Source organism: Polynucleobacter wuianus, from assembly GCF_001659725.1.
GTDB lineage: Bacteria > Pseudomonadota > Gammaproteobacteria > Burkholderiales > Burkholderiaceae > Polynucleobacter > Polynucleobacter wuianus.
Genome location: NZ_CP015922.1, coordinates 1947988 through 1966187, shown reverse-complemented (window position 1 = coordinate 1966187; position 18200 = coordinate 1947988). Strand labels below are relative to the sequence as shown.

The 18200-nt window shown below is 45.4% G+C and carries 17 protein-coding genes; 9 read left to right on the top strand and 8 right to left on the bottom strand.

Annotated elements, in window-relative coordinates:
* Positions 1-4 precede the first annotated feature (4 nt).
* From A8O14_RS10065 to A8O14_RS10050, 4 genes are read right to left on the bottom strand one after another with little or no spacing between them, the layout of a single operon-like run.
* The gene (locus tag A8O14_RS10065; protein WP_068949386.1) at positions 5-439 is read right to left on the bottom strand and encodes a nuclear transport factor 2 family protein; all 435 of its coding nucleotides are present in this window, start codon (positions 437-439) and stop codon (positions 5-7) included.
* Between the two features lie 20 nt (positions 440-459).
* Complete coding sequence (gene waaF / locus A8O14_RS10060) at positions 460-1494, bottom strand: lipopolysaccharide heptosyltransferase II (RefSeq protein WP_068949385.1); 1035 nt, start codon at positions 1492-1494, stop codon at positions 460-462.
* Positions 1495-1540: 46 nt separating this feature from the next.
* Positions 1541-1729 carry a zinc-finger domain-containing protein gene (locus A8O14_RS10055; RefSeq protein WP_068949384.1) on the bottom strand — a complete coding sequence of 63 codons (189 nt, stop codon included), beginning with the start codon at positions 1727-1729 and terminating at the stop codon, positions 1541-1543.
* Between the two features lie 24 nt (positions 1730-1753).
* The gene (locus A8O14_RS10050) at positions 1754-2677 is read right to left on the bottom strand and encodes a branched-chain amino acid transaminase (protein WP_068949383.1); all 924 of its coding nucleotides are present in this window, start codon (positions 2675-2677) and stop codon (positions 1754-1756) included.
* Positions 2678-2888: 211 nt separating this feature from the next.
* Here A8O14_RS10050 and A8O14_RS10045 point away from each other — a divergent pair, with 211 nt between their 5' ends.
* From A8O14_RS10045 to A8O14_RS10015, 7 genes are read left to right on the top strand one after another with little or no spacing between them, the layout of a single operon-like run.
* Positions 2889-4100, top strand: a complete 1212-nt coding sequence (locus tag A8O14_RS10045) for a phosphoglycerate kinase (RefSeq protein WP_068949382.1) — start codon at positions 2889-2891, stop codon at positions 4098-4100.
* Between the two features lie 2 nt (positions 4101-4102).
* Complete coding sequence (gene pyk, locus A8O14_RS10040) at positions 4103-5539, top strand: pyruvate kinase (protein WP_068949381.1); 1437 nt, start codon at positions 4103-4105, stop codon at positions 5537-5539.
* A gap of 50 nt (positions 5540-5589) precedes the next feature.
* Positions 5590-6654, top strand: a complete 1065-nt coding sequence (fba, locus tag A8O14_RS10035) for a class II fructose-bisphosphate aldolase (RefSeq protein ID WP_068949380.1) — start codon at positions 5590-5592, stop codon at positions 6652-6654.
* Positions 6655-6661: 7 nt separating this feature from the next.
* Entirely contained in the window at positions 6662-7558 is an 897-nt protein-coding gene (locus A8O14_RS10030; protein WP_068949379.1) for a phosphoribosylaminoimidazolesuccinocarboxamide synthase, read from the top strand.
* Between the two features lie 40 nt (positions 7559-7598).
* On the top strand, positions 7599-8093 hold the full coding sequence (gene purE, locus A8O14_RS10025) for a 5-(carboxyamino)imidazole ribonucleotide mutase (protein WP_068949378.1): 495 nt from the start codon (positions 7599-7601) through the stop codon (positions 8091-8093).
* 4 nt (positions 8094-8097) lie between these two features.
* The gene (locus tag A8O14_RS10020; RefSeq protein WP_068949377.1) at positions 8098-9282 is read left to right on the top strand and encodes a 5-(carboxyamino)imidazole ribonucleotide synthase; all 1185 of its coding nucleotides are present in this window, start codon (positions 8098-8100) and stop codon (positions 9280-9282) included.
* 2 nt (positions 9283-9284) lie between these two features.
* Complete coding sequence (locus A8O14_RS10015; RefSeq protein ID WP_068949376.1) at positions 9285-10373, top strand: L-threonylcarbamoyladenylate synthase; 1089 nt, start codon at positions 9285-9287, stop codon at positions 10371-10373.
* Here the strand turns inward: A8O14_RS10015 and dacB are convergent.
* From dacB to A8O14_RS09995, 4 genes are read right to left on the bottom strand one after another with little or no spacing between them, the layout of a single operon-like run.
* On the bottom strand, positions 10319-11851 hold the full coding sequence (gene dacB / locus A8O14_RS10010) for a D-alanyl-D-alanine carboxypeptidase/D-alanyl-D-alanine endopeptidase (RefSeq protein ID WP_068949375.1): 1533 nt from the start codon (positions 11849-11851) through the stop codon (positions 10319-10321). The two genes, A8O14_RS10015 and dacB, sit on opposite strands and share 55 nt — an antisense overlap.
* A gap of 47 nt (positions 11852-11898) precedes the next feature.
* On the bottom strand, positions 11899-14316 hold the full coding sequence (locus tag A8O14_RS10005; protein ID WP_068949374.1) for an ATP-binding protein: 2418 nt from the start codon (positions 14314-14316) through the stop codon (positions 11899-11901).
* A 5-nt stretch (positions 14317-14321) separates the two neighbouring features.
* Positions 14322-14945, bottom strand: coding sequence for a response regulator transcription factor (locus A8O14_RS10000; protein ID WP_068949373.1), 624 nt, complete (start codon positions 14943-14945; stop codon positions 14322-14324).
* Complete coding sequence (locus A8O14_RS09995; RefSeq protein WP_068949372.1) at positions 14945-15787, bottom strand: diguanylate phosphodiesterase; 843 nt, start codon at positions 15785-15787, stop codon at positions 14945-14947. Before A8O14_RS09995 ends, A8O14_RS10000 begins: the two co-directional genes overlap by 1 nt.
* A gap of 315 nt (positions 15788-16102) precedes the next feature.
* On the opposite strand from A8O14_RS09995, the gene A8O14_RS09990 reads away from it, so the two are divergent.
* On the top strand, positions 16103-16393 hold the full coding sequence (locus A8O14_RS09990) for a co-chaperone GroES (protein WP_068949371.1): 291 nt from the start codon (positions 16103-16105) through the stop codon (positions 16391-16393).
* Positions 16394-16421: 28 nt separating this feature from the next.
* A complete protein-coding gene (gene groL, locus A8O14_RS09985) occupies positions 16422-18074 on the top strand; it encodes a chaperonin GroEL (RefSeq protein WP_068949370.1) in 1653 nt (550 codons plus the stop codon).
* Positions 18075-18200: the final 126 nt, after the last annotated feature.

Sequence of the window (18200 nt, the reverse complement as noted above, 5' to 3'; positions counted from 1 at the left end):
ACTTTTAATGCAAACCGTGTGGGGTAGACGGTGCGTCAAAGGTATCGTCGGTCGAGCGACTCGCGTGCAGGTGAGCGATGCGCCAGCCTTGACTATCTTGTAAAAGAACAAGGGTAATGTTGAGAAAAAACTCTGCTTCGATTTGATCTGCTCTTAGGTGAACTGCCTCAGTGGTGTCATATACAGCAGCACCCAAAATCGTGTGACTAATGCAAGCAATTGGCTCTAAAAATAATGCTTGTTTTGATAAGAGTCTTTCTAGACCCTCTCGAATTTCTGCATGACCGCTTAGGCGGTGACCTTCTGGTAGCACGCAAGTAATTGAGTCATCATCCAGCCAAATATCTAAAGCGCTTTTAACATCTCTATGCTTTAGCGCATCACGCCAGGCATCAACGACATCATCAGCGTTGTGAAAGAGTCTGGCTAGCTTGGTCATATCTCACGTTTCCTGGGAATTTATTGCAAGGTATTTAGTGTAGCTAAAACTTGTGGCGGTAGGATGTCATTTAGGCACCGCAAGTGACCCAAGGGGCAGATCTTTTTATGACAAGGGCTACATGGAAGGTTGAGCCAAATAACTTTCGCCTTCTCTGAAAGTGGAGGTGTATGCGCAGGATCACTAGATCCAAAAATAGCTACTTGAGGAGTTTTGAGTGCCGCAGCGATATGCATCAAGCCTGAATCATTGCTTACTACAGCCTTAGCTATACCAATTAAAGCAATCGCCTCGTCTAAAGAGGTGTTGCCACACCAGTTATGCAGATGGGGGTTATTTCCAGATTGCAGCACGATATTCTGGGCGAGCTCGTGATCGCTACTTCCGCCTAACAACACAATTTGAGCATCTGCATTTTGCTCAACAAGATTCCTGGTGAGCTCTGCAAAATGATTAGTGGGCCAACGTTTTGTTGGGCCATACTCAGCTCCTGGACAAAACACTAAAAGAGCTTTTGGATTGATGTCTGCTAATGCCAATTTTTGTTCTACAGATTGTTTAGCAAGAGATGAGACGTTGAGTTTTGGTGTTAACTCGCTTGGTGGATTGACTTCATCGTCTTTGAGTAGCTGACTTAGTGCGAGATAGTGCTCCACCATTGGTGGGCGATTAACTTTGCTTGGATTATCAAAAGATAAATTGATTAATCCGTATCGAAATTCTCCACGATAGCCAATGCGAAATGGAATATTGGCTAACCAAGGGATGAGGGCAGATTTAAAGCTATTCGGAAGAACAAAGCATGCTTGGTAATTTTTAACTTGAAGTTCTTTTGCTAATTGTTTTCTTAATCCCCATTGCAATTGTTTGTGCTCAAACTTTGCTTCAATGATTTCATTAACTTCAGCGCACGCGCGATAAATAGGAGCAACCCATGTGCTAGCAAGAACATCAATTTTTGAACTTGGATATTGCGCTTTGAGCCTCGCCAGTAAAGGCTGCGTCATGACGGCATCCCCAATCCAGTTAGGGGCGATGATCAGAATACCTTGCATATGATGTATCCCGACTCAGCACCCCACGAAGAGGTGCTGATAAGGTTTAGTGCCCGTGTGGCTCAGTGCCAGGAATGAGTTTGTACTCAGCGCCGCAATAAGGACACTTTGCTTCGCCAGTTTTGGTGATATCTAAAAATACCCGTGGGTGAGAATTCCATGCAGGGGTTTTATTAGTAGGGCAATGCAATGGTAGATCTTTGCCGTCTACCATTGTCACTTGAGCTTGAGTCATATTCTGATTCCTGATTGCTAAAGATTATTTAACGTAAGTGAGCCAAGCTTTATATTGATCGCTTCGGCCATACACTGCATCGAAATAGGTCTTCTGAATTTTTTCAGTAATTGGACCACGCTTGCCATCACCAATCGTACGATCATCGAGCTCGCGAATGGGTGTTACTTCGGCGGCAGTGCCTGTGAAAAATGCTTCATCAGCAGAATAAATTTCATCACGAGTTAAGCGTTTTTCACGAACTTCATAACCAAGATCTTTAGCGATCTGAATAACTGAATCACGTGTAATGCCATCTAAGCATGAGGCCAGGTCTGGTGTGTACACGATGCCGTTGCGAACCATGAAAAGATTTTCTCCAGAGCCTTCAGAAACATAACCTTCAGTATCAAGCAGTAGTGCTTCGTCGTATCCATTAGCCGTGACTTCTTGATTGGCCAAAATGGAGTTGATGTAATAGCCCGAGGCTTTGGCGCGCACGAGGGAGGAGTTCACAAAGTGGCGGGTGAACGATGAGGTCTTAACACGAATACCCTTGTTAAGGCCGTCTTCGCCCAAATAAGCGCCCCATTCCCATGCTGCGATGGCAGTGTGGATGCTGTTGCCTTTAGGTGAAATGCCAAGCTTTTGAGAGCCAATAAAGATGATCGGGCGGATGTAGCAAGATTCCAGCTTATTGCTGTTCACCACATCAATAATGCCTTTAGTGATCTCTTCCGAACTGTAAGGCATGTTCATTTGGAAGATCTTGGTGCCATTAAAGAGACGTTTGACGTGCTCTGGCAGGCGGAAAATGGCGGTACCTTGGGGGGTTTTGTAGGCGCGGATACCTTCAAACACGCCCATGCCGTAGTGCAGGCTATGGGTAAGTACGTGAATATTGGCCTCACGCCAGGGAATTAGCTTCCCATCGGACCAAATAAAGCCATCGCGGTCGGACATCGACATTTTCTCTACCTTTTGTGTCTATAGGCTATGTGTAATAGCGGATTAATCGGGGCGCCAGATCAACTGGTTTTGAGGCCTTTTGACTCGGAGTGCGTCCAAGCCTCTATTGTAGAGCAGGCAGTGCTGTCAGATGGTCTCGACCTTCGGGGTTCTGAGGCTAGACGATTTAGAATGGAGTATTCCCCATAAACCACCTAATTTAGCCACCCTCATGCCGGAATCCTTATTTAAAGTTAAGCGTTTAAGTGAATTAGCCCAATCAGGCCAATTAAAGGGGAAACGGGTTTTTATCCGTGCTGACCTGAATGTGCCTCAAGACGAAGCTGGAAATATTACTGAGGACACCCGCATTCGCGCATCGATGCCTGCAGTACAAATGTGTTTAGATGCTGGCGCCGCAGTAATGGTGACTTCACATTTGGGGCGCCCAACAGAAGGTGAATTTAAACCTGAAGATAGTTTGGCGCCTGTAGCAGATCGCATAGCAACTTTGCTCAATCGCAATGTCCCTCTGATTAGCAATTGGGTGTATGGCGGCTTTGAAGTGCATCCTGGCGAAGTGGTCCTGTTGGAAAACTGCCGTTTAAATACTGGCGAGAAAAAGAACAATGATGAGCTGGCAAAAAAGATGGCTGCCCTTTGTGATGTTTATGTCAATGATGCATTTGGTACAGCTCATCGTGCTGAGGCAACAACCAACGGTATTGCAAAATTTGCACCGATTGCCTGCGCAGGCCCATTGATGGCTGCTGAGTTAGATGCCTTGAGTCGTGCATTAGCAAGTCCAAAGCGCCCACTAGTAGCGATCGTTGCTGGCTCGAAGGTTTCTTCAAAGTTAACTATTCTGAAAGCGCTCTCTGAAAAAGTAGATGAACTAATTGTTGGTGGTGGTATCGCTAATACCTTTATGTTGGCCAAGGGTTTGCCAATTGGTAAGTCTCTTGCTGAGCCAGACTTGGTGGAAGAAGCGCGAGAGATTATGGATCTCATGGAAAAGCGTGGGGCACATGTGCCTATTCCAGAGGATGTTGTTGTTGCGAATGAACTCTCACCACTAGCTCGTGCAAACCGCGTGCCTGCTGATCAAGTTGCTGAAGATGACATGATTTTGGATATTGGCCCCAAGACAGCGGCGCGTTTATCAATCATGTTGGCGCACGCAGGTACGATTGTTTGGAATGGCCCTCTAGGCGTTTTTGAAATCGATCAGTTCGGTGGTGGCACCAAAATGTTGGCTGCAGCAATTGCGCATTCGCCAGCCTTCTCGATTGCGGGTGGTGGCGATACCTTAGCGGCTATTGCTAAATACGGTATTGAAAATCAAGTGGATTACATCTCAACTGGCGGTGGTGCTTTCTTGGAGTTTCTCGAAGGTAAAACCTTGCCAGCCTTTGCAGTACTTGCCGAACGGGCGAAAGACTAAACATGTTAAGAGCAACCAAAATCATTGCAACTTTAGGTCCAGCATCCGAAAAACCTGAAGTATTGCGCGACATGATTCGTGCTGGTGTTGATGTTGTAAGGATGAACTTTTCACACGGCACAGTTGCAGATCACAAAGCGCGTCATGATTTGGTACGAAGCATATCTGCTGAAGCTGGTAAGGAAGTGGGCATCATGGCTGATCTTCAGGGCCCAAAGATTCGCGTTGGCAAATTTGCCGATAGCAAGATCCTTCTGAAAGAAGGTGAAAAATTTATTTTGGATGTTGCGTGTGAGTTAGGTGATCAAGGACGCGTAGGACTTGATTACAAAGAACTGCCTAATGATGTGAAACCAGGCGACCGTCTTTTGTTAAACGATGGATTGGTAGTACTTCGCGTTGAAAGTGTTAGAGGTGGAGAAATTTTTACCCTTGTTGAGCAAGGTGGCCCACTTTCCAACAACAAAGGTATTAATCGTGCGGGTGGCGGTTTAACTGCACCTGCATTGACTGAAAAAGACGTTGCGGACTTGGATGCAGCAATTGGGATGGGCGTTGATTTCTTGGCAATCAGCTTTCCAAAGGATGGTGCTGATATGGCTTATGCCCGTAAATTGGCAGATGCAGCCAGTGCCAAGTACGGTGTTGGAAAGGTTAGAACGATTGCCAAGGTAGAACGCGCTGAAGCTATTGAGCCAGAGGCGCTCAAAAGTATTATTGCTGAGAGTGATGGCATTATGGTTGCCCGTGGTGATCTCGCTATCGAGGTTGGTAATGCTGCGGTGCCTGCGTTACAAAAACGGATGATTGCTTGGGCGCGTGAGGCGGATAAATTCACAATCACTGCAACACAAATGATGGAGTCAATGATTAGCGCTCCGGTTCCTACCCGTGCTGAAGTCAGTGACGTGGCTAATGCAGTTTTAGATGGCACCGATGCTGTGATGCTTTCTGCGGAGTCTGCAGCTGGCATGTATCCAGTACAAACCATCAAAGCAATGGCTGAGATTTGCGTTGAAGCAGAGAAATCAGATCGCGTCAAGTTGGATACCGACTTCTTAGACCAAACCTTTACTCGTATCGATCAAACTATTGCATTGGGCGCTTTATTTACCGCTCATCACTTGAATGCAGATGCGATTGCGGCATTGACAGATTCAGGCTCAACAGCGATTTGGATGAGTCGCCACAACATTCATGTACCAATCTTTGCATTGACTTCGAAGATCGCTACTCAACGTGCCTTAAGTACTTATCGCAATGTGACGCCGATCGGTTTAGATTACACCAAGGATCGTGACACCGCTCTACAAGAAGTAGAGGCATGTTTAAAGAAATTGGGTGCGCTTAAAAAGGGCGATACCGTAGTGTTAACTTCTGGTGAGCCTATGGGCGAGCCTGGTGGGACTAACACTCTCAAAATTATTCATGTGAAATAAGCACATTTATTCCATTCAACTATTAACTTCATACAAATAAAGAGAACATCATGGCTTTAGTATCTTTACGACAACTCTTGGATCATGCGGCCGAAAATGGCTACGGCTTGCCGGCTTTTAACGTCAACAACTTGGAGCAAGTGACTGCGATCATGGAGGCAGCTAATGAGGCTGATTCCCCAGTGATCATGCAAGCATCAGCTGGTGCACGCAAATACGCAGGCGAAGCATTCTTACGCCACCTAATTTCTGCTGCGGTAGAAGCTTACCCCCATATACCAGTAGTGATGCACCAAGATCACGGTCAAAGTCCGGCAGTCTGTATGGCTGCAATTAAGAGTGGCTTTACCAGTGTAATGATGGATGGTTCTTTAGAGGCTGACGGTAAATCCGTTGCTAGCTATGAATATAACGTTGATGTTTCTAGAGAAGTGGTGAAATTTTCACACTCGATCGGGGTTACGGTTGAAGCAGAGCTCGGTGTACTTGGCTCTTTAGAAACCATGAAAGGCGACAAAGAAGATGGTCACGGCGCTGATGGCACGATGACTCGTGAGCAGTTGCTCACTGATGTGGAGCAAGCTGCCGACTTCGTAAAAGCAACGCAGTGTGATGCTTTAGCAATTGCTATTGGAACTAGCCACGGCGCATATAAGTTCACCAAAAAGCCAACAGGCGATATTTTGGCAATCGATCGCATTAAAGAAATTCATGCACGCATTCCGAACACGCACCTCGTTATGCATGGTTCATCAAGTGTTCCACAAGAACTACTTGCAGAGATTCGTGAGTTCGGTGGTGATATGAAAGAAACCTATGGCGTGCCTGTTGAAGAAATTCAAGAGGGTATTAAGAATGGCGTTCGCAAAATCAATATTGATACCGATATTCGCTTGGCAATGACAGGTGCCATTCGTCGTTATCTGTTCGAGAACCCAAGCAAATTTGACCCGCGCGATTATTTGAAGCCAGCCCGTGAAGCCGCAAAGAAGGTTTGTATTGCACGCTTCCAGGCATTTGGTTCTGCTGGTCAAGCCTCCAAAATTAAGCCTATTCCGTTGGAAAGAATGGCTGAGCTATACAAGAGCGGTAAGTTAGCTCAGATCGTGAAGTGACCTAAATATGCCAGCTCTTTACGCAACTTCTATTAAGTCACTACCTTTGCTCTCTAAGGGAAAAGTGCGCGATGTATATGCATTAGGTGATGACAAGCTTTTGATGATCACAACGGATCGTTTATCCGCGTTTGATGTAGTGATGGGTCAGCCCATTCCAGAAAAAGGAATTGTTCTGAATCAAATGGCGAACTTCTGGTTCGATAAATTAGGCAAGGTAATCCCCAACCATTTGACTGGAATTGATCCTACGACTGTTGTTTCTGCCGATGAGGTAGAGCAGGTTAAAGGGCGCGCAGTAGTCGCAAAGCGTTTAAAACCAATTCTGGTTGAAGCAGTTGTGCGTGGATATTTGGCTGGAAGCGGTTGGAAAGACTATAAAGAAACTGGCAAAGTGTGCGGCATCGCGTTACCTGCCGGCTTGGAGAATGCGCAAAAGTTACCAGAGCCCATTTTCACTCCCGCCGCTAAAGCAGAAGTTGGTGATCACGATGAAAACATCTCATTTGAAAAAGTGATTGAGCTTATTGGTGAGAAGCTCGCAAATCAAATTCGTGAAGTGAGTATTCGTCTCTATAAGGAAGCCTCTGAGTATGCAGCTACTCGCGGAATCATTATTGCGGATACCAAGTTTGAGTTTGGCCTGGATGCTGCTGGTGAATTGGTCTTAATGGATGAGATTCTGACAGCCGATTCTTCGCGCTTCTGGCCTGCTGAAACCTATTATGTTGGTTCAAATCCACCGTCATATGACAAGCAATTTGTTCGTGATTGGCTAGAAACTGCTCAAGTAAATGGCAAGTTATGGTCTAAGACAGCCCCTGCACCTCAATTGCCTGCCGACGTTATTGAAAAGACTGCCCAAAAGTATCGTGAAGCCCTAACTCGCTTAACTCAGGGATAATAGAGGCCTTGGTTGATATTTAGGGTATTTGGAGAGGTAAATGAGCAAGAACCCAATAGTCGGAATAGTGATGGGTTCCAATTCAGATTGGGACACCATGCAACACGCTGCTCAGATGCTTGAGCAATTTGGTATTGCCCATGAAGCCAAAGTGCTTTCGGCCCACCGCATGCCAGACGATATGTTCCAGTACGCTGAAAATGCGCAAAAGAATGGCCTGCAAGCGATTATTGCTGGTGCAGGCGGTGCCGCTCACTTGCCAGGCATGCTAGCTTCCAAAACAATTGTTCCGGTTTATGGTGTTCCAGTCGCAAGCAAATATTTGCGCGGGGAGGACTCTTTATATTCCATCGTACAAATGCCTAAAGGCATTCCCGTTGCTACTTTTGCAATTGGTGAGGCGGGCGCTGCAAATGCCGCATTACATGTGATCGCAGGCTTAGCTTTGCATGATGCTGATTTAGCTAAGCGTTTAGAAGAGTTTCGTGTGAAGCAGTCTGATACTGCACGCTCAATGAATTTGCCGGGATATTAATTACATGGCAGATCGTATGGAACCCATTTTGCCGGGTTCATTTTTGGGAATTTTAGGTGGCGGTCAATTAGGGCGGATGTTTACTCAGGCTGCCCAAGCCATGGGCTATAAAGTTTGTGTGTTGGATCCAGGATCCGATAGTCCTGCAGGCTCGATTGCTGAAAAATTCATTCAAGCAGATTACACAGATTCAGTGGCTTTAAAAGAGTTGGCTTCGATTTGTGCTTCTGTCAGTACTGAATTTGAAAATGTTCCAGCCCAAGCTCTAGATGAGCTTGAGTCATTGGGGGTTTTTGTTGCGCCTCGAAGCAGTTGCGTTTCTTTGGCTCAAAACCGTATTGCAGAGAAAAACTTCTTAGCTACTTGGAAGTCTGAGACCAATATTGGCCCAGCTCCCAACTTCGTGATTGAGCATGATGCTGATATTGAACATACTCCCGCAGATCTTTTTCCTGGAATCTTAAAGACAGCCCGTATGGGTTATGACGGTAAGGGCCAGATTACCGTGCATGCAGTTGCTGACCTTCCAGCTGCATGGGCAGAGCTAGGTAAGGTGCCTTGTGTATTAGAAAAGCGGCTGGACTTGGACTTCGAAGTGTCTGCTTTAGTAGTGCGTGGCTATGATGATGCTGTGGTTGCTTACCCAGTTTCTCAAAACATTCATCGTGACGGTATTTTGCATACCTCTACAGTGCCTGCGCCATCACTCAAGCCTGCGCAAGAGAAAAAGATAGTCGATGCAGCGAAAGCACTCATTCGTAAAATTGATTATGTGGGCGTACTTTGCGTTGAATTCTTTGTTCTAAAGAATGGTGATATTGTTGCGAATGAAATTGCTCCTCGTCCCCATAACTCGGGTCACTACACCATGGATGCGTGTGTGAGTAGTCAATTTGAGCAGCAAGTGAGAGCAATGGCGCGATTACCACTGGGTGATACGCGTCAGCTGGCACCCGTATCTATGTTGAACTTATTGGGTGACCTCTGGTTTGAGGGCAGTGAAGATCAAGTAAAAGAACCGGCCTGGAATAAAGTGCTTGCTCATCCAGATGCTAAGCTGCATCTTTATGGTAAATCAGCTCCTCGTATCGGTAGAAAAATGGGCCACATCAATTGTTTGGGTGAGGCTCTCCATGAAGCGCGTCAGAACTGCGCTGCTGTCGCTTCTGAATTAGGCATTGAGCCGTAGAAATGTCTAGCGATAGTACGCCACTGCAATCTTCTGCAGTGATTAATGAAGCAGTTCAAACCTTGCGTGATGGTGGCTTAGTCGCCTTCCCTACTGAGACGGTCTACGGCTTAGGTGCGGATGCAACAAACCCTATGGCTATCAAGAAGGTCTTCGTCACCAAAGGCAGGCCATCTAATCATCCTTTGATTGTGCATTTAGCAGCGCCAGAGAAATTTGATCAAGCTCAGGTTGATTGGGTAGCGGTATTGGCGCCTTGGGTTAGGGATATCTCTGAGGATGCGCTCAAGCTCATTAATGCATTTTGGCCGGGCCCACTCACGTTAGTCTTTAAAAAAAACAAAAGCGTTTTAGGTGAGATCACTGGAGGTCAAGACACCGTTGCAATTCGTGCACCAGCGCACCCGATTGCTCAAGAGCTATTGCGAAAATTTAAGGGTGGTGTTGTTGCACCTTCTGCTAATCGTTTTGGTAAGGTTTCTCCAACAAGTGCAGCAGATGTACGCAGTGAATTTGAGGGTGAATTGGGCTTGATGGTGTTAGATGGCGGTGACTGCGAAGTCGGCATTGAATCTACCATTATCGATTTATCAAGTGGCGATCATCCAGTATTACTTCGTCCGGGCGTAATTACTCCCAAAGAGATTTTGGCTAAGACTGGTATTCAGGTTTATCTAGCTGGTGAAGAGTTGAAAGAGGGCGATGCCTTGCCAAGGGTGTCGGGTAGTCTCAAGGCGCACTATGCGCCAACCACTCCATTGCGTTTGTATGCCCCTGGGCGTGTATTGGATGCGCTGACCGAGTTTCCAGATATTAAATCGCGAGTAGCGGTAGCGGTTTGGGATTCTGAATCCTCTTTGGGTGAAGCAGGCCATCCATCCGTTCATTTTGAAGAAGTAGAAATGCCAAGTGACAGCGGGGCATTTGCAAGTCGTCTCTATCGCTCTTTAAGAGACTTAGATCAACAAGGCTGGGACCTCATTTTATTTCCTGAGCCACCTGCTGGAGAAGAGTGGGATGGTGTGAGGGATCGACTTCAGCGTGCTTGTTTCGGTTCTGGCCCATCTTCTAGTAGCCACGATAGTAATTGATCGTGGGCATCTAAGCCTTTCCATGCATTGGGGTGATTAATAAATGAGCTTACCGCATACATTTTTCCAGATTTGCTAATGACATAACCTGAGATCGCGCGCACATCAGCAAGCGACCCAGTTTTGATTCTAGCTTCAGGTTTTTTCTTGAGATGCAAAAATTTACGTAGTTGTGTCATTAAGCGATTACGCATAGTGCCATCGGCGCCAGCAATTGGAAGGCTATTGTAAAAAATTTCCCCACTTGGCAGGTTGCGCGCAGTGAGCAGCAATTGATTCATTTGCCCCGCAGAAATTGCCTCATTGCGTGAGAGGCCAGAACCATTTTCAATCACTAGGCCTGAAAAGTTCAAACTATTTTGTTTAAGCCAGCTTTGAATTACGAGATCACCATTCGCTGTTGTTGCTGGCTTACCCATTTTTTCTAGTGCCAAAGTAAGAAGTAGTTGGCGTGCCATGACATTATTTGAGTACTTATTAATATCTTGAACATCATCAGCTAGATTGATCCCCTCGAATTGCAACAATAGTCTTGCAGCTACCGGTACCGCGCCGTCTTTACCAACAGGTGGCTTTACCCAAGTCCCACCTGCAAGCTCCCAAGCAGCGGTAAAGCCTTGCGTTAAAAAAGTATTAGCATCTATTGCTACGACGTTGTAATTCACGCCTTTGCAAGCACTAGGAAAGGTTCCTGAGAATTTAGCGGTAAGTAGTTGATCATTATTGCTGCCCGTTTCAGGATCCAAGTTAAAGCGAACATTGCTTTTCCAGTTATCACAGGATCGATCAACTAGTTGCATTTGGTTTACAACTTTTAGTTGCGAGAGGGCGGGCGTGTAGCTAATATCGATAAAGTCAGCAGTACGTGATTTTCCAATCTGAAAAGATAATGTTCTAAAGGCATAGAGTAGGGGATCGGGTGGAACGTTGTAGGCGCGTAGAGATTCGCCATCGATCGTGTTGTGTTCCATAACGCTAGGCGCATAAGCGCTACGATCAAAAAATAAATTGCCGTCAATTTTTTGAATACCAAGTGCTTGAAGGTCTTTCATTAGCTTAGCGAGTTCTTCGGGGATAAGTTTTGGATCACCGCTTCCTTGTAGATAGAGATTGCCGTTGAGTGTTCCCTGTCGAACTACGCCATCGGTAAATATTTTTGTCCGCCAGCGGTACTGTGGACCAAGAATATCTAAGCCTGCAAGAGTAGTAAGTACTTTCATTGTTGAAGCAGGATTCATGGGCTCAGAAGCGCGCCAATCCAAGACAGTTTTAGCTATGTGTTTGCCAGGCTTACCATGCTCAATCTCAGTTACAGAGATGCTCAATGCATCTAATGGAATTTGATTGCGCTCTAGGCTGTTTGTAATAGCTGTAGGGATCGGTAGATCCTGAGCTTTTACAGCGTGAGAGCTAAGCGAACTAGCAATCCAAAGGATTGCCAAAAATGGGCGAACAAGCTGGTGAACTAGAGATTTCATTCGCTATAGAATAAACCTACAGAGCTGGAAGGCAAGCCTCCACAGAATCAGACTCTAGAAAACTTTATTTGATAGCGGGCAATTACTTGGTTTTGATCTTGAAGAAGCGTTTTGAGTGAGGTGATCTTGGTATAGAAATCCGGCTCTATTTCTAAAGCCTCACAGGATTTTACAAATCGCTTTGCACAAATTAGCTGCGCGCCACCTTTGACTTTATGAATCAGGCTGGCTAGGGTAGTTTCATTGATTGACTCAGAATCTATAGTGAGCAAGATTTCGTCATGTACCTTTTTAATCTCCTCCAGAATAATTAAGATATTGTCTGGATTACTCTTGATTAAATTGGTAAAGCAATCAAATGTGTATTCCTCATCAGCAAGAGGCGCATTCTTAATAACTTCACTTGATTGGAAATACCGTAGCAGCTCATTCTCAAGATTCATCAAGCTCAATGGCTTAATCAATATCCCATTCATGCCGGCAGCTAAAAACTGATGACGAGATTCTAGGGCGTAAATATCAGCAGTTACTCCAATGATGACAAGATCCTTAAAACCTAGGGATCGGATTGCTTTAGCCAATTCAGAACCTTGCATACCCGGTATGGACTGGTCAGTTATTAAGAGATCAAAATGATCTTGAGTAATCATTGTGAGCGCTGTGTTCGCGTTATCACAAACAGAAATCTGAATGCCCAGAGCTTGGAGCTGTAGAGAAATAATTTGTCTACTTGCAGGATGATCCTCTACGACTAGAGCTGAGAGTACTGCACCAACATTCTTAGTCTGTTTAGAAATCAGTCGAGTATTGAGGTCATAATTACTTGAATAATGGGTTCTGGAGGGGGCGATGCTGGTGCGTGGAAATGCCACGCAGAAATGAATATTGCTACCAAATCCTGGAGCACTCTCAAAATACAGTTGACTACTCATTGAGGTGACCAAATGATTGGTAATGGTGAGACCAAGACCGGTGCCGTTCTCTTGATCTCTTTTGCCGGGAACTTGTTCAAAAGCTTGTAACGCTAACTCAATCTCATCTGCACCCATGCCAACACCGGTATCAATCACTCGAAACTCAATCAACTGGCCGGCGTGGTCATCGGCTAAAACGCTGATGGAGAAATAAATTTCTCCATGCTCTGTAAATTTAATAGCATTACTAATGAGATTTTGTAAGACTTGCCGAAGGCGTAATGCATCGATCATTAAAACTTGAGCAATTCGAGGATCCTTTGAGGTATGCAGGATTAAATTTTGCTTACAAGCTACCGTTGAAAATGCAGAGTCAATATCGTCAATTAAGGTATTTAGGCAGCATGGCTCTAAATTTAAAGTTAACTTACCAGCCTCTATCTTGGAAAGATCTAATACTTGATTCAGTATTCCTAAAAGTGACTCAGCAGAGGTATGGGCGCTTTTGAGCAATGATTTTTCATGCGCTGGAAATTTTTGGCTATTCAGAAGTAGCTCCTGAACTCCTAGTATGGCATTCATGGGCGTGCGAATTTCATGACTCATGGTTGCCAGGAATGAGGACTTGGCGGCATTGGCTTTTTCGGCCAACTCTTTTGAAGAAAGTAGCGCTGCAGTTTCCTTTTCTTGTTCTAGCTGTCGCTTACGCATACGCCACAGTAGTAGGCTACCACCAAGAAATATAGCAAGCATTGAGAACCAGGGTAGCACCTTCCAATGGCTGGCATTATCTATTGGCCTATTGCTATCAAGTGAAAATAGTTGACGCGACTCTATAGGGTCTAGGTTGACTAAAAACCGATCAAGCACTTGATGCATTGGTGCGTCGTCATGGGAAATCAACCAGCGATACGCAAATGGTTCTCGGCTGTAGAGTCCATCAACTTGAATATTTGGGTTATTCAATTTAGCAATGATCTGTTGGGCCAACCGAATCGGCAGAACTAAGGCTTCTACATCATTTTGCAAGAGGGCCAGCATTAGTTTTTGAGGATCAGCTGAGAGGTACGTGTGTATATTGGCATTGACTGGTGGCTTCTCATAACCACGATCAAAGTAAGCAATTTTTTCTGGTGCAATGTCAGAACTGCTCTTAGTTTGTTTGGTGACGACAGCATCTTGTCCCCAAAAGATGGCTTCAGACAGTGAGCCAAAGCGTAGGTAATCATCATTAATGGCGGGAGGATCTATGATGAAGTCGACCTCACCACTTGAGAGTTGCTCTATCCCTTCTTTGTCTGTTTTTCTCCATCTTGGACGAAATTCTTGTTGGGTCAGGCTCCCAAGTCTTAGAAGTATTGAATTGAAAACGCCTGCAGACCCTTCTGATTGATCCTCAAGATACAGCGCATACTTTTCATGAATGCTGAAATGCACTACTGGATGGGCATCGATCCACCTTTGTTCTGCTGGACCCCAAGGCGAAGCATGCAGCGCTCCCCCTGATGCGAGACCATACAAAACAATTGAGTGAATGATGAATCGATGCATACTTTTTAGCTTTCGATAATGTTATTCATTCGACAAAAAAGGATTAAATCTGCAATGTTGTTGATCCCTAGTTTGTCAAAGACTCTAGTCTTGTATGTGGCAACAGTTTTATTGCTAATGTGAAGCATGTCTGAAATTTGTTGGTTGGTATTGCCTTTACCAAGGTATTTCATGACTTGCAATTCGCGATCAGAGATCAAGGCAAGTTTGTCGTTATCGGTTAAAGAGCTATTGCCATTTTTCCCATGGGTAAAAAAGTTATAACCTTGTGAGATTGCTACGCAGGCTGCCAAAATGACATCTGCCCCAGCAGTTTTGTTAACAAAGCCGTGGCCACCCAGAGAGCGAACCCTGCCCCCATAAACGGCTTCATCCATGCTCGACAAAATCAACATACGTACATCGGGATGCATTAGACCAATACGCCGAATGACATCGAAGCCATCGGTCTTCGGCATATCCAGATCTAGGATGATCATATTTGGATTGACCTCCTTAATAGATCGGAGGCACTCCTCACCATTTTGGGCTTGACCTACTACCTCAAACATCAGTTGATCTTGCAACATACTTTTAAGAGCCATCAGCATTGCTGGATGGTCATCTACCAACATCACGCGTTTTCTCATTACTTGTCTCCATTTGGGTTTAGTTGTTGATGAGGGTGCAGCGAAAAAATGGCTTTTGCGATTCGGCTATCGTTAATCTGTAACATCTGATGCCGACTTATGGATGACATCATGAGACCGCCATAGCAGTGATCTATTTGCCAGTCAGAGGCATTCTCTAAATCTTTTACAAGGCCTACATTGCTTGCATAGATTTGCGTTGAGGAATAAGGAGAGCGCCGAATCTTTGCCAGGACATCATGGGAAAGTGTTTGCTCGCGAAGGTGACCCATATCGAGATGAATGCCTTCCATTTGCATTTCTTCGACCCAATGTAGTTGCTCAGAGCTGCCGGAGAAATTCATGAGATGAAGTAGTACGCCAAGCCGACGCATACGAAGTAAACCTTCTTTGCAAGAATCTGCGAGCTCTGGCTCGGGAAGTGACTGCATTCCAAGGGCGACTAAACCCACTGGCAATCTAGAATTGAGAATGAGATCGCTCAGTGCATCAACATAAGCACTTGAGGCAATAGCATGAGTTGGGATTGGCAAAATTCCCGGAATAAAGCGACCGCTTCTATACCAATAGGAAATCGTATCTAAGCCCTCCATGAATAAACGCAGTAATTGCATATCGGATGCTGTAAGTAATGGTCTAAATAAAGAGCCTGTCAGTTTTGTCCCCTTACGGTTAAAAATGGGTTCATGACTAATCGCTTGCCGCTTGGACCAGGATTGGTGTTCTTCGAGGGCTTGGCTACTTAGGCCAAGCCAGGGTGCGCCACAGGCGTCGCGTACTTCTTGGAAGGGTTTGTTCTTCCATGCCTTTACAAGCGTGTACAGCCGGGATTTCGGGCTCATCAGCATTCTCCAATCGGTGACTGTCCAGTCTAGGCAGGACGGATTGGAGCGGTAAGGGCTTAAGGCTGATTTATCTGTAGGAATCGTCCTACTTGCCTGTCCACAGTATAGATAGAGGCTAAATCCTTAAAGAATTTATGGAGATCTGCCCTTGAAATCTCGGGAAACAGACCTATATAATCAGCACTCCCTACACGCGAGTGCTAAAACAACTGGTTTTTCACTAAATCAGCATTAGCTAACGTGTGAGAGATTATAAAGCATTGATTTATATAGATTTTTAATTAGTTAACATTTACTAACATAGGAGAAGAGATGAATTTGCGTCCCTTACATGATCGCGTAATCATCAAGCGTTTGGATCAAGAATCAAAAACTGCATCTGGAATCATCATTCCTGACGCTGCTGCAGAAAAGCCTGATCAAGGTGAAGTATTGGCAGTCGGCCCAGGTAAGCGTGATGAGACTGGCAAGTTAAACCCACTCGACGTCAAAGTAGGCGATCGCGTGTTGTTTGGTAAATATGCTGGCCAAACAGTCAAAGTAGACAACGAAGAGCTCATCGTGATGCGTGAAGACGACATCATGGCTGTTGTTCAGAAGTAATTTCGGTATTTAAGAGAGGAATTTAATCATGGCAGCAAAAGACGTCGTATTTGGAGATAGCGCCCGCACCAAGATGGTCGAAGGCGTAAATATTCTTGCAAACGCAGTTAAAACTACATTGGGTCCAAAAGGCCGTAACGTAGTTATCGAGCGTTCATTTGGTGGCCCAACCATCACTAAAGATGGTGTGTCAGTAGCAAAAGAAATTGAACTCAAAGACAAGCTTCAAAACATGGGCGCTCAGATGGTTAAGGAAGTTGCTTCCAAAACTGCTGACATCGCTGGTGACGGAACAACTACCGCTACTGTTTTGGCGCAATCTATCGTTCGCGAAGGTATGAAGTATGTAGTTTCAGGTCATAATCCAATGGACTTGAAGCGTGGTATCGATAAGGCTGTTACAGCTGCAATCGAAGAGCTTGCAAAAATCAGTAAGCCTTGCACTACTACTAAAGAAATTGCTCAAGTAGGTTCTATCTCTGCAAACAGCGACTATAGCATTGGTCAGCGTATTGCAGAAGCAATGGAAAAAGTAGGCAAAGAAGGTGTTATCACTGTTGAGGATGGCAAGTCCTTGGAGGATGAGCTTGAAGTGGTTGAGGGTATGCAGTTTGATCGTGGCTACCTCTCTCCATATTTTATCAATCAGCCTGAAAAACAAGTAGCTGTTTTGGAAAACCCATTTGTTCTCTTGTTTGACAAGAAGATTGCCAACATCCGTGATTTGCTCCCAGTACTCGAGCAGGTAGCGAAGTCTGGTCGTCCGTTGTTGATCATTGCTGAAGATGTTGAAGGTGAAGCCTTGGCAACTTTAGTTGTAAACAATATCCGCGGCATTATCAAAACTTGTGCTGTTAAGGCTCCTGGTTTCGGTGATCGTCGTAAAGCAATGTTGGAAGACATCGCGATTTTGACTGGTGGTACTGTTATCGCTGAAGAAATTGGCCTCACACTCGAGAAAACCACTCTTGAGCACTTAGGTCAAGCGAAGCGGATTGAAGTGGGCAAGGAAAATACCATCATCATTGACGGTGCTGGCGATGCCAAAGCGATCGAAGCGCGTGTGAAGAACATTCGTGTTCAGATTGACGAAGCTACCAGTGACTACGACAAAGAAAAATTGCAAGAGCGCGTTGCTAAATTGGCAGGCGGCGTTGCAGTGATTCGTGTTGGCGCCGCTACTGAAGTAGAAATGAAAGAGAAGAAGGCTCGTGTTGATGATGCATTGCACGCAACTCGTGCGGCTGTAGAAGAAGGTATTGTTCCTGGCGGTGGCGTAGCCTTGATTCGTGCAATGCAAGGTATCAAGGGCTTGAAGGGCGATAACGCCGATCAAGACGCTGGTATCAGCATCGTATTGCGCGCTATGCAAGAGCCTCTTCGTACTATCGTAAGCAATGCTGGTGAGGACGCTGGTGTGGTTGTTAACGCCGTGCAAGAAAGCAAAGGCAACAACGGCTACAACGCAGCTACCGGTGAATACGGCGATCTCGTTGCACAAGGTGTTATCGATCCAACTAAAGTAACTAAGACAGCTTTGGTTAACGCAGCTTCTGTTGCTGGTTTATTGTTGACTACTGACTGTGCAATCTCCGAAGCGCCAAAAGAAGAATCTGCTGGTGGCGGTATGCCTGATATGGGCGGCATGGGTGGTATGGGTGGAATGGGCGGCATGATGTAATTGTTGCAACCCTTTCATCGGCAACTTAGCCGTAGAAGTTAAAACGCCTGGTTCAAAAGACCAGGCGTTTTTTTATGCATTTTTCATTGAATACGCCTATGATTCAAAACGAAGCATACTGCACCA